At 54.2% G+C, this 12,762-nt stretch carries 11 protein-coding genes and 1 pseudogene; all 12 read right to left on the bottom strand.

The window, feature by feature from the left end; all coding sequences use genetic code 11:
- Positions 1 to 11: 11 nt before the first annotated feature.
- Positions 12 to 992, bottom strand: a complete 981-nt coding sequence (gene prmA, locus ACHHV8_RS09025) for a 50S ribosomal protein L11 methyltransferase (protein WP_395157974.1) — start codon at positions 990 to 992, stop codon at positions 12 to 14.
- Positions 993 to 1,099: 107 nt separating this feature from the next.
- Positions 1,100 to 1,474 carry a hypothetical protein gene (locus tag ACHHV8_RS09020; protein ID WP_395157973.1) on the bottom strand — a complete coding sequence of 125 codons (375 nt, stop codon included), beginning with the start codon at positions 1,472 to 1,474 and terminating at the stop codon, positions 1,100 to 1,102.
- A 40-nt stretch (positions 1,475 to 1,514) separates the two neighbouring features.
- A complete protein-coding gene (locus tag ACHHV8_RS09015) occupies positions 1,515 to 1,673 on the bottom strand; it encodes a YfhD family protein (protein ID WP_395157972.1) in 159 nt (52 codons plus the stop codon).
- 167 nt (positions 1,674 to 1,840) lie between these two features.
- A pseudogene (gene dnaJ / locus ACHHV8_RS09010) lies at positions 1,841 to 2,972 on the bottom strand (molecular chaperone DnaJ).
- Positions 2,973 to 3,083: 111 nt separating this feature from the next.
- Positions 3,084 to 4,922: a molecular chaperone DnaK gene (dnaK, locus tag ACHHV8_RS09005; RefSeq protein ID WP_395157971.1), complete on the bottom strand. Its 1,839-nt coding sequence runs from the start codon at positions 4,920 to 4,922 to the stop codon at positions 3,084 to 3,086.
- A gap of 96 nt (positions 4,923 to 5,018) precedes the next feature.
- Positions 5,019 to 5,606 carry a nucleotide exchange factor GrpE gene (gene grpE / locus ACHHV8_RS09000; RefSeq protein ID WP_395157970.1) on the bottom strand — a complete coding sequence of 196 codons (588 nt, stop codon included), beginning with the start codon at positions 5,604 to 5,606 and terminating at the stop codon, positions 5,019 to 5,021.
- Positions 5,607 to 5,729: 123 nt separating this feature from the next.
- Entirely contained in the window at positions 5,730 to 7,271 is a 1,542-nt protein-coding gene (locus ACHHV8_RS08995) for a TCP-1/cpn60 chaperonin family protein (protein ID WP_395157969.1), read from the bottom strand.
- Complete coding sequence (hrcA, locus tag ACHHV8_RS08990) at positions 7,268 to 8,296, bottom strand: heat-inducible transcriptional repressor HrcA (protein WP_395157968.1); 1,029 nt, start codon at positions 8,294 to 8,296, stop codon at positions 7,268 to 7,270. The genes ACHHV8_RS08995 and hrcA overlap by 4 nt, the downstream gene beginning before the upstream one ends.
- Before the next feature lie 265 nt (positions 8,297 to 8,561).
- Complete coding sequence (locus ACHHV8_RS08985; RefSeq protein WP_395157967.1) at positions 8,562 to 9,023, bottom strand: N-acetyltransferase; 462 nt, start codon at positions 9,021 to 9,023, stop codon at positions 8,562 to 8,564.
- 123 nt (positions 9,024 to 9,146) lie between these two features.
- Entirely contained in the window at positions 9,147 to 10,304 is a 1,158-nt protein-coding gene (hemW, locus tag ACHHV8_RS08980) for a radical SAM family heme chaperone HemW (RefSeq protein WP_395157966.1), read from the bottom strand.
- A gap of 70 nt (positions 10,305 to 10,374) precedes the next feature.
- Complete coding sequence (gene lepA, locus ACHHV8_RS08975; RefSeq protein ID WP_395157965.1) at positions 10,375 to 12,186, bottom strand: translation elongation factor 4; 1,812 nt, start codon at positions 12,184 to 12,186, stop codon at positions 10,375 to 10,377.
- A gap of 168 nt (positions 12,187 to 12,354) precedes the next feature.
- Positions 12,355 to 12,762 (bottom strand): hypothetical protein, encoded by a 408-nt coding sequence (locus ACHHV8_RS08970; protein WP_395157964.1) that lies wholly within the window; start codon positions 12,760 to 12,762, stop codon positions 12,355 to 12,357.

Raw genomic sequence — 12,762 nt, 5'->3', positions numbered from 1 at the left:
CAAATAAACACCTACGGCTTTCTGGCGATGATGACAACCCAATCCTGGTCTTCATGGCGTTCGGCGACCGTAAATCCGACACGCTCCAGTCCTTGCTCCACATCGTCCTGTTTGCTTTTGATAACGCCGGATACGACATAAGTGCCGCCCGGCGCGAGTACGTCATATACATCCTGCACGAACAACAAAATAATTTCTGCCAGGATATTGGCAACAGCTACCTGAACGGGCACCTTGACGCCCAATGCAGCCGCGGCATCAGCATCTGAGGCGCTTTCTCTCAGCACACCCAGCAAATCGCTCAGCTTGACCGTAATCGTTGATTCGAGCCCGTTCAATCGGGTATTCTCATTAGCGCTTGATACTGCCACAGGATCCAGATCCAGCGCCAGTACATGCTTGGCTCCCAGCTTGGCGGCTGCAATAGCCAGCACACCGGAGCCCGTGCCTACGTCAATCACATCGTCTCCCGGCTGAATAACGTTCTCCAATGCTTTAAGACACAAGGAAGTGGTTGCATGGGTTCCCGTGCCGAAAGCCATCCCGGGATCCAATTCAATAATCAACTCATCCGCGCCCGGCGTATACTCTTCCCAGGTCGGTTTAATCGTCATCCGGTCGGTAATGCGGATCGGTTTGAAGTACTGCTTCCAATTGTTAGCCCAGTCCTCATCATCCACTTCCTTACATTCGAAAGTAGGATTGCCTGTATCGATATCGAATTCCGTAAGCTGCGCTACGGAGGCTTTCAGCTGCTCCATGATGGATTCCATATCAATCCCCTCGGAGAAATAGCCTTTAATCTCGGCGCGCCCCTCGGGAATGTCGTTCAGCGGCTTCTCATACCATTGCCCCAGAGAAGTATCTCTCTCCTTGTTCAAGGTACCCGATTCTTCAATCGCCACTCCGCCCGCTCCGAGCTCATGTATAAAGTTCGAAATCATTTCAATCGCTTCTTCGGTGGTATACACCGTTACTTCATGCCAACGCATGTCCAAATCCTCCCTAGACCTCAACTGTTCAAAAAGCACATGATTCCCAGTATACAATAAATTGCCAAAACAAAAAAGCTTCCATCCAAGGGAAGCTTTCTACGCCGTTATATTTTGCCGCCGCCGTCCTGAATCACGCGCAGCGCCTGCTCATGATACTGCTCATCTACGATAACCGTCATAATCGTATCCAGCCGGTTATCTTCATCATACTCTCCGCCGCTGGAAAGACCGTTCGCATCGACGCTCGCCGCGGCCAGAATGCCCCCCGTGACGGCCGGGCCGTCCGATCCCAGCGTCAAGTAGGCCAGTCCGGGAAAATCCCCGGTCATCGGGTTCACATTTTGCCCGACCTCGGCACCGTGCAGCTCCCCGATCCGGTCGACGCTCACTTCAGCTACCCGCAGCGCCCTGAGCTTCGGGACGATGCTTTCGGCTTGCGCCGGAGAATGGAAGTAAGCCAGAATGTTTTTTTCAGCCATACATGTACTGCCTCCGTTCCTGCTTTCTTACGCCCATTCTTTAAGATTGCTGCCGGGCATCCGCTTCTTTGGAGCGCTCAAGCGCCTCCAGATCATCCTCATCCGCCAGCTCACGGCTAAACTCCACATCTTCATTCTTCGTTGCAGCCAGCTGATTGGGGTTATACTGTTCAAAGGATTCATCTGATGATTGAGTCATATGGCATTCCTCCTTAGGCCTAATGAAATACAGAAGCCGGGACCAGCGCCGGTGCCGGGCAACCTTTTGTTATTGTCTTCATAATTGCGGATCCTATACGGCTACCATACGGGCCAAAAAAGCAAAAAGCACATCCTGAGAAAACTCATCGGATGTGCTTTATCATTTTAGTCGCCGAGAATCGCTTTTTTCATTCGTTCAAAAATCGATTGCTGCTGCTCGTGCGTGTGCTCTCCGCTCTGACGGGCGAATTCCCGCAGCAGCTCCCGCTGCTCGTCGTTCAGGGTGGTCGGGGTTACCACCACAACCTTCACGTGCTGGTCTCCTTGGCCGTAGCCTCTTAAACGCGGCACGCCCTTGCCCTTCAACCGGAAATACGTATCCGTCTGGGTGCCCGCAGGGATTTTCAGCTTCACCTTCTCCGTCAGCGTCGGAATTTCGATCTCGTCTCCAAGCGCTGCCTGAGTAAAGGTCAACGGAATTTCGCAGTAAATATCGTCGTTCTCCCGTTCGAAGAAATCATGCGGCTTCACGCGAATAACCACGAACAGATCGCCTGGAGTGACCTCCGCGCGTACCGCCTTCGCCTTCGCCCGAAACGCGGAGCTGAGCTCCCTCGTCCACACCGGCAGGAATATTCAGGTGAATGGTGCGCTGCTTCTTCACCTTGCCCGAGCCGTGGCACGTGCCGCATTTTTCCTTGATCGTAACGCCTTGGCCGCCGCAGGCAGAACATACGCGACGGTTCACAATACGGCCGAACGCCGTATTCTGAATGACTTCCTGCTGTCCGCTGCCATGACATACCGTACATGTCTCCGGCTTCGTTCCCGGCTTGGCGCCGTTGCCGTGACACGTATCGCAAGTCTCGGTTCTCGGAATTTGAATGTCCAGCTCCTTGCCGAACACCGCTTCCTTAAATTCGATCGTCAGTGTGTACTGGAGATCGTTCCCCCGCTGAGGCGCATTCGGATTACGGCGCTGACCGCCTCCTCCGCCGAAGAACATATCGAACAAATCGCCGAAGCCGCCGAAGTCCGCATTGCCTCCGCCAAAGCCGCCTCCGCCCATGCCTTGATTAGGATCCACATGGCCGAAACGGTCGTACTGCGCCTTTTTCTGATCGTCGCTCAGCACGTCGTAAGCTTCTTTGGCTTCCTTGAACTTCTGCTCTGCATCCGCTGCCTTGTTCACGTCCGGATGGAACTTGCGGGCCATTTGGCGATAAGCTTTCTTGATATCGTCTTGCGAAGCATCCTTGCCTAATCCGAGCACCTCGTAATAATCGCGTTTACTCATCGTTCCACTCCCATCTTTCAAGACACAACACTCTAAACAATTATAATCTCATTATCCAAAGGGAAAGTCAAAGCCAAAAAAATGGCTTTGACTTCTGATTCGGCAATGAAATTAGTTTTGTTTCTTGTCGTCAACCACTTCGTAATCCGCATCGACGACGTTGTCTCTCTTCGCTCCGCCTTCAGCCGCGCCCTCATCGCCAGCTTGCTGCTGCTGAGCCGCTTGCTCGTACAGCTTCACGGACAATTGCTGAACCACTTGAGTCAGCTCTTCCGTAGCCGCTTTGATTTCATCCAGGTTGTCGCCTTCCAACGCTTTTTTGACTTTTTCTTTAGCTTCATTCGCTTTGTCAATTTCGCCTTGGTCGACTTTGTCGCCCAGATCCTTGATCGTCTTGTCTACGGAGTACACAAGCTGGTCAGCGTTATTGCGAGCTTCTACCATCTCTTTGCGCTTACGGTCTTCCTCAGCGTGGGATTCGGCGTCTTTCATCATGCGGTCCACTTCTTCGTCAGACAAACCGCTCGAGGAAGTAATGGTGATTTTTTGGCTCTTGCCCGTACCTTTATCCAGGGCGTTGACATTTACGATACCGTTCGCATCAATATCGAAGGTAACTTCGATTTGCGGTACGCCGCGCGGCGCCGGCGGAATGTCTCCCAAGATAAAGCGGCCGAGTGTTTTGTTATCGTTAGCCATTGCGCGCTCGCCTTGCAGCACGTGAATTTCTACGCTAGGCTGGTTGTCGGCATAGGTTGTGAATACTTGCGATTTCGTCGTAGGAATCGTCGTATTGCGGTCGATCATTTTGGTGAATACGCCGCCTGCCGTTTCGATACCCAAAGACAACGGAGTCACGTCGAGCAATACAACGTCCTTCACATCGCCTGTCAAAACGCCCGCTTGAACCGCTGCGCCAAGCGCAACCACTTCGTCCGGGTTAACGCCTTTGTGAGGCTCTTTGCCGATCAAACGCTTCACCGCTTCTTGTACGGCAGGGATCCGTGTCGAACCGCCGACAAGCACTACTTTATCGATTTGGTTAGCGGACAAGCCTGCATCGCTCAATGCTTGACGAGTCGGGCCCATCGTTCTTTCTACGAGCGCGGCAGAAATCTCTTCGAACTTCGCGCGTGTCAGGTTAATTTCCAAGTGCTGAGGCACGCCGTCCACAACCGTAATAAACGGAAGGGAAATCGTCGTTGTCAGTACGCCGGAAAGCTCTTTTTTCGCTTTTTCGGCTGCGTCCTTCAGACGTTGAACAGCCGCTTTATCTTTGCTCAGGTCGATGCCTTGTTCTTTCTTGAACTCGGCTACCAGATAGTCGATAACGACTTGGTCGAAATCGTCGCCGCCCAGGTGGTTGTCCCCGCTTGTTGCTTTTACTTCGAAGAAGCCGTCGCCCAATTCCAGCACGGATACGTCGAACGTACCGCCGCCCAAGTCATAAACCAGGATCGTCTGGTCTTCGGATTTCTCCATCCCGTAAGCCAGTGCCGCAGCCGTCGGCTCGTTCACGATACGCAGTACTTCCAGACCTGCGATTTTACCCGCATCCTTCGTCGCTTGACGCTGGCTGTCGTTAAAGTAAGCCGGCACGGTAATAACCGCTTGGGTTACAGGGCTTCCCAGGTAAGCTTCGGCATCAGCCTTCAGCTTTTGCAGAATGATAGCGGAAATTTCTTGCGGCGTATAATCTTTGCCGTCAATCGTTTCTTTATGGTTCGTACCCATGTGACGTTTAATGGAAATAACCGTACGGTCCGGGTTCGTGATGGCTTGACGTTTTGCCGTTTCGCCGACGATCCGCTCGCCGTCTTTTTTGAAACCAACGACGGATGGTGTTGTACGGTTGCCTTCCGCGTTAGGAATAACTACAGCCTCGCCGCCTTCCATAACGGCCACACAAGAGTTTGTTGTCCCTAAGTCAATACCGATTACTTTGCTCATGCTCTTCCAACCTCCTTAGATTGTAAAAAAACTGTCTATTTTAAATGTCACCCGAATATGGTCATGAATGATCGTAAAATGGCATCCTGCTGCGCCTTATGAGCTTACCTTTACCATGGCAGGGCGAAGCACCTTGTCTTTCAGCAGATAGCCCTTTTGCAGCTCCTCAACGACGATGCCTTCTTCGTGCTCATCGGACTCCACCTGCATGACCGCTTGATGGAATTCAGGATTGAACGGCTGGCCTACGGTTTCCATCCGTGTCAGGCCTTCTGCGGCAAGCACCTGATCCAGCTGACGGAAAATCATGTCCACGCCTTTGATCAATGCATCGTAATCATTGCTGTCTTTGCCTGCTGCCAAAGCGCGTTCGAAGTTATCCACTACGGGTAAAAGCTGCTCTACCACTTTCAACGAAGCATATTTCGCGAACTCTTCTTTTTCTTGACGCGTGCGTCTTCTGAAATTATCGAAATCCGCCTGCGCCCGAAGCAAACGCTGGTGATGCTCATCCGCCTGAAGCTTCAGCTTCTCAATCTCCTGCTGCTCGGGAGTCAGTCCGGCTTGCTCTTGAGCGTTGGACTCGTCTTGACCTGCGTCAGCCGCTTCCGCTTCTGCGTTTTCGTTGTATGTAGCGTCCACTTCCTGCTCCGTGTTCGCTTGGTTTTTTTGTTCAGTACTCAATGTCTGTCACCTCCTTGATCCGAATCCGATCCTGCTCGTACTCCATCTATTCTAACCAGCCTCATCCGGTTTAAGCAGCCGTCAAGATCTTTCCGGCCGCCGGAAATGGATGCATGCGTTCGTCTATTCTTCCGCCCGGGGCTGCTTCATCTTGATTACGGTATGAATTCGCAGCACGGCGGCTGCAACCTCACCGGCCGCCTGCAGCGCATGCAGCTTGACGGGAGCCGGGTCGATCACTCCGAGCTCCAGCATATCGGTCACCGCTCCGCTGTCGCAGTCGATTCCAAGCGTGTCGGAGCCGGCATTAACCTGAGCCGCCTTCACTTCCTCGACCTTCTCCAGCGGATTGTAGCCCGCGTTGACGACAATCTGCGCCATCGGCTTGCGCAGCGCCTGGGCGACGGCAGCGATGCCGAAGCCCTCCATGCCCTGGATCGTCTCGCGCAGCCGATCCAGGTCGTAGGCGGCGGCCATCTCGGCCGTGCCGCCGCCGGGAAGCCATCCGCCCCGCAGCGCGGCCTGCACGGCGGATGCCGCGTCGCGCGCGATGCGCAGCCGCTCGCCGACGACCTCGCTCGTGCTGGCGCCGACGACGATCGTCACCTGCGCCCGGCCTCTGCCTTCGGCCAGCCGGACGCATTCGAGACGCTCGTCGTACGACACGCTCCCGGCGTAGCCGAGATAGCCTGCGAGCTCCGCCGCAGGCTTGCGCAGCCCGCTGCGGCGGATCGGCCGCGCGCCGGTATACTCGCACACGCGGCGCAGCTCGCCGCGTGGAACCCGCTGCAGGACCATGATGCCATGGTCGGTGCAGAACTGCTCCGCCTCGGCATTCACGCCTCGGTCGGCGATGATCAGCCCGACCTGAAGCTCGACCAGCTTCTCGAGCGATTGGCGGAACTGCTCTCTCAGCTGCATCTGCTTCTGAAATCCCGCCTCGGTCATCAAAGCTTCCTCGTCAATGCTCTCCGGCTCGAATGCATCCTGGAACACAAGCACCGCTGCCGAATCCGGAGGAAAGTCGAGCTGCGCGTTCACAGGCTTCTTCTGGACAAGCAAGCCCGGCCAAACCTCGCTGGCCGCGCGGCTGTGCGACAGAACCGTATCCGCGAAACGAAAGCTCTCCTCCTGCAGCTTGGGCACCCCTAAGCGTTTCGCCCCTTCGAGAATAAGCTCGGCCAAGTCGCCATGTTCTCTTCCGGCGATATAGCCGATCCGGTACAGCAGCGGGTCGTTCAAGCCTTCGAGGCGGCGGCTGCGCTTCGCCAGCGAAACCAAGGCCGACGCGACGCCTTCTTGAATGCCTTTGACCACTTTGGCCACGGGCACGCCGCGCGTAACCTGCGCAACTCCCTCCGCTACGAGAGCGCCGGCAAGCACCGTCGCCGTTGTCGTGCCGTCGCCGATCTGCTGCTGCTGAGAACGCGCCACCTGAATAAGCAGCCGGGCGGCAGGATGCGTCACGTCCATTTTCTCCAGGATCGTCACACCGTCATTGGTGATAATCACTTCTCCCTGGCCGCCGACCAGCATCGTATCGAGCCCCTTGGGACCAAGGGTGCCCTCCACCGCAGAGCAAATCGCGCGTATTGCGCCCGCATTATTCAGCAGCGTCGCATAAGTGTCGTCTCCCTCGGGAGAGACAGGTTTGATCTGGCTCATTTATACCATCGCTCCAATACCAAGGTCATGTCCCTGGATAAATGGTCTAGCAGGTTGATCACCTTGGCATAATCCATCCGTGTCGGGCCAAGAATACCGATGGTGCCTACATGCTGCCCTTCAATGGAATAGGATGCGGTAATCAAGCTGCAATCGCTGATCGCGGCCACCGTATTCTCGCTGCCGATCCGGACATGAATCCCCGAGGATGCGCCGGAAAACAGCTTTGCAAGGGTCGGCGTCTCCGCGAGAAGATCCAGAATGCTCTTAACCTTCTCCATATCCTGAAATTCCGGCTGCGTCAGCATGTTCGTCGTGCCGCCGAGAAAAATACGATGGTCATCTTCCCCTTGCAGGACGACGCTGTTCAGCATAGTAAGCAGTTCCTCGTAGCCCGAAACGTAATTCTTCATTTCCTCGCCGATTTCGGTGTACAGCTTGGCTTTGAAATGATGCAAAGGCACATTGTTCATCCGGGCGTTAAGAATATTCACGACCTTCTCGATCTCGGACATCGGAATGCCTTCCGGCAGCGTGACCGTCCGGTTCTCCACCTGACCCGTATTGGTCACGACGATAGCCACGGCCGTACGTTCGTTCAAAGGCACAATCTGCATATGTCGCAGCGTAGTGTTGAACATTTCGGGTCCCATTACGATGGAAGTATAATTCGTCAGATTGGATAAAATCATGGCCACCTGTTGAATGACCTGTTCCATCTCCTGCATTTTCTCAGCAAAAAAAAGCTTCAGCACATCAACCTCATGCTGTCCCAATCCGCCCAGGTTAACGAGATGATCGACATAATAGCGGTATCCCTTATGAGAAGGAATCCGCCCTGCAGAGGTATGAGGCTGCTCCAGAAAACCCATTTCCTCCAGATCCGACATTTCATTGCGAATGGTGGCAGGGCTGAAGCCGACATTGCCGCGTTTGGAGATGCTGCGGGAGCCGACAGGCTCAGCTGAACGAATATAATCATCTACGATTGCACTTAAAATTTGCCTTTGACGCTCAGTCAACATAAGATAACCCCCCATAAATTATTCGCAACGCGCCGGACCGGCGGCGGTTCTCTAAGACTTCCGAATTCATCAGCTCAACCCATCGTTTACCGCTTATTCATCAAACAGCTAAGCTGAACTTCCACACGTACATAAAGTCCATTAACCTGTACACATTCAAACTAAACGTGACTTACTTCAGCCTCATCCGGGCTTCGTTAGCACTCCGTTGTGTCGAGTGCTAAATCATAATACAAAAATAACAGACCCGAAGGTCTGTGTCAAGTCAATCCAGGCGCTTTAAAACCGCGATTTCATCACAGCAATGCTGCTTTTTGCAGTGGATACAGTCGCGCCATACCTTTTCCGGAAAAATTTCTTTCGGCACGACGCTGAACCCGTTTCTTTCAAAAAAATTCACGGCATACGTCAACGCCATCACCTTCGGAATTTCCTGTCTTTTCGCCTCTTCTATTAAAAAGTCGACCAGCGCGTTGCCGATGCCTTGTCCTTTATGTCCTGTCGTAACCCCCAGAGAGCGTATTTCTACGAGGTCCTTGCCGAGCCTTGTAAGCGAGCCGCAGCCGACCAGTTCTTCATCTATGTGAGCCACTACGAAGGTATCGATTTGCTCTGCCAGCGTTTCCCTGGTACGGGGCAGCATAATTCCTTGTTCGGCATATCCTTGAATAATATCATGCAACATATCAATGTCTTCTTCTGTCGCTTTTCTGCATGTGACCGCCATAGCAAACCCACCAATCCGCGTTAAAAATTCGATATGAATAAATATACAACAAACCGTATAAATAATTCAATAAGAAAATGTTCTAACGAGACCTTGCTGCTTCAGAGCGGCCCGGCTCAAATACTAGTCCTCACTCAAAAACTCCCCGAATACCTCGTTGCCGAGCAGCAGTCCCTGCGGCGAAAGACGATAGCCTTCTTCCGTCGTTTCCAGCAGCTTCCGGCTTACAAGCTTATTCAGCACCGTCCCGAACACCGTCTCGGGCTCCCGGCCGAACTGGCGGATGAAATCCGCACGCTTCACTCCCCGGGTCAGACGCAGACCGACCATCATAAAATCCTCCATCGAATCCTGCTCGCTGACCTCGAATTGCTCCAGCAGCGGGCGCCGGCTCAGCGTCGCATCAATATACGGCTGAACGCCTTTAATATTCACGTGGCGGCTGCCCCGTACATAACCGTGCGCTCCCGCACCTAAGCCATAATAGCTCCGGTTCAGCCAATACATGCTGTTATGGCGGCTTTCGTAGCCTGGCTTGGCGAAGTTGCTGATTTCATACTGCCCGTAGCCCGCCTGCTTCAAGCGGTCCATAATGAGCAGGAACATGTCCAGCTCGACATCCTCGTCCGGCAGCGGCAGCTGATTTTTCTGAAACAGCGTATGAAACAGCGTATTCTCTTCGACCTTCAGACTGTAAATGGAATAATGCGTCAGCCCGAGCTCCAGAGCTTTATCCAAAGAATCGTTCATCGCCGCAAGCGTCTGATTCGGCAGGCCGAACATCAGGTCGATCGACAGATTGGCGAACCCGACGGCCCGGGCATTCTCCAGACTGCGGTACACGTCATCCGTATTATGAATGCGTCCGATGCCTTCGAGCAGCTTATTGTCAAAGGACTGCACGCCGAAGCTGATCCGGTTCACGCCGCCCTCGATCATAGCCTGCAGCTTTTCCTTGTCCGTCGTTCCCGGATTCGCCTCCATCGTAAACTCGAGGTTTGATGAGGTGTTCGGAAAATAAGTCCGGACCCTATTCAGAAAGCTTTCCATCTGGTCCGGGAGCAGCACCGTCGGCGTTCCGCCCCCGACAAAAATGGTCTCGATCTCGCCAGGCGGCGTCTCGAGCACCGTCCGCTCCATCTCCCTCTCCAGCGCATCCAAATAATCCATCACCGGCTGGCCCTTCAACACATACGAATTAAAATCGCAGTAATGGCACTTGTTCGTACAAAACGGAATATGAATGTAGACGGCCTGCGGCGTTTCTTGACGTTGAATCATTCGTATCCCCTCCTTCCCCGTTGAACGGAAAAGCAGATGCGCTTGTTCCGGCGCACCTGCCTGATTATAATTACTCGTCGATTTTCAAAATCGCCATGAACGCTTCCTGCGGCACCTCGACGCTGCCGACCTGCTTCATGCGCTTTTTCCCTTCCTTCTGCTTCTCCAGCAGCTTCCGTTTCCGGGAGATGTCACCGCCGTAGCATTTGGCCAATACGTTCTTGCGCATCGCCTTGACCGTTTCGCGGGAGATGATTTTCTGCCCGATCGCGGCTTGAATAGGCACCTCGAACATTTGACGCGGGATCAGATCCTTCAGCTTCTCGCAGATGATCCGGCCGCGGTTATACGCACGGTCGCGATGTACGATGAAGGATAGAGCATCGACCTGCTCGCCGTTCAGCATGATATCCATCTTGACGAGATTGGACTGTCTGTAGCCCGAAAGCTCGTAGTCGAACGAAGCATAGCCCTTCGTGCTCGATTTCAGCTGATCGAAGAAATCGTATACGATCTCGGACAACGGGATCTGGTAAGTCAGCGTGACCCGGGTCGTGTCCAAGTATTCCATATTAATGAATTCGCCGCGCTTGCCTTGGCACAGCTCCATAATCGCTCCGACATAATCGTTCGGCACGATGATGGCCGCCTTCACATAAGGCTCTTCGACGTAATCGATTTTGCCTGTTTCCGGGAACAGCGACGGATTCTCGATCTGCAGAACTTCCCCGCTCGTCAGCGTGACCTTGAACACAACGCTAGGCGCCGTCGTAATTAGAGGAATGTTGAACTCCCGCTCGATCCGCTCCTGGATGACATCCATATGCAGCAGCCCGAGGAAGCCGCAGCGGAATCCAAAGCCTAATGCCGTCGACGTTTCCGGCTCAAAGCTGAGCGATGCGTCGTTTAACTGCAGCTTCTCCAGCGCTTCGCGAAGATCGTTATAATCGCTCGTCTCGATCGGATACAGCCCGCAGAATACCATCGGGTTAATTTTGCGGTAGCCCGGCAGCGGCTCCGGCGCCGGATTCTTCGCATCGGTCACCGTATCCCCGACGCGGGTGTCGCCTACATTTTTAACACCTGCCACGATAAAACCGACATCGCCGATATCGAGCGAGTCGACGATCGTCATGCGCGGCTTGAACGCGCCGACCTCGATGACCTCGAAGGTTTTTTCCGTGGCCATAAATTTGATTTTCGAGCCGGAACGGATGGAGCCGTCCAGTACGCGCACATATACGATGACGCCTTTGTAAGGGTCGTAATGCGAGTCGAAAATCAACGCTTTCAGCGGGTTGTCCGGACTGCCTGTCGGCGCCGGCACCTGCTTGACAACTTGCTCCAATATGTCTTTAATCCCGATTCCGGCCTTCGCGGAAGCCAGCACCGCTTCGCTCGTATCCAGTCCGATGACATCCTCGATCTCCTGCTTGACCCGCTCAGGGTCCGCGCTCGGCAAATCGATTTTGTTGATGACCGGAATAATCTCCAGGTTGTTATCGAGAGCAAGGTATACGTTCGCCAGCGTCTGCGCCTCGATGCCCTGCGCCGCGTCGACGACCAGCAGCGCTCCTTCACAGGCAGCCAAGCTGCGGGAAACCTCATACGTAAAGTCGACGTGTCCCGGCGTATCGATCAAATTCAAAATATATTCTTCGCCATCGTCAGCCTTGTAGTTCAACCGGACGGCCTGAAGCTTAATGGTAATGCCCCGTTCCCGCTCCAGGTCCATCTGATCGAGCACCTGCTCCTGCATTTCGCGCGAGGACAGTGCGCCAGTGTATTCTAGTATGCGGTCCGCCAGCGTCGATTTACCGTGGTCGATGTGGGCAATGATTGAAAAGTTTCTGATCTTCTTCTGTCTGTCTAAAATATCCATGTACGCTGACCCTCACTAACCTACAAATTTACAATACCTCTAATTATAGCAGTTGTGAGGGGGCGCTTCAATGAGCAAACGCCGCGCGGGCTTCGAGCGGCTGCTGCGCCGCGCAGCTGCGCGCGTTCACGCCTGACACGAGCGGGAAAAACAGCCGTCCGGCCCGGCTCAGCCGGTTATCGCATCGAACAATGCGACGAACCACCGAATACCGTGATGCGCGATAATTTGCAGCAATTCGCCCACTTTATTGCCCAGCAGATTAATGCCGGACGCCTCGGAAATATCTTCCTTCGGCTCGACATCCTTCGGCTCCGGCTGGCTCTTCGGCTCGGCCGCTGCTTTCGCCTTGCCCGCTGCGGCGGCATGCGGGCCCTCCGCTTGGGCGCCCGGCTTAGCCGGGGTAGGGCCGCTTTTGACAGCAGCGCCCTCCCCTGCGGCATTTACGTTTACGGCCGATTGGTAGATCGGCCCCTGAATCCGTTCGACCCCGCGTGTCGCGAGATCGACCCCGAAAAAGATGCAAAACCCTGCGGTAAGCAAAATCAGCAGCATTCTAACATACCACGTTCTCAT

The organism is Paenibacillus sp. TAB_01, assembly GCF_043945595.1.
In the GTDB taxonomy this organism is placed as follows: Bacteria; Bacillota; Bacilli; order Paenibacillales; family NBRC-103111; genus Paenibacillus_S.
Note: the sequence above shows the minus strand (reverse complement) of the source record. Positions and strands in the feature narration are given on the sequence as shown.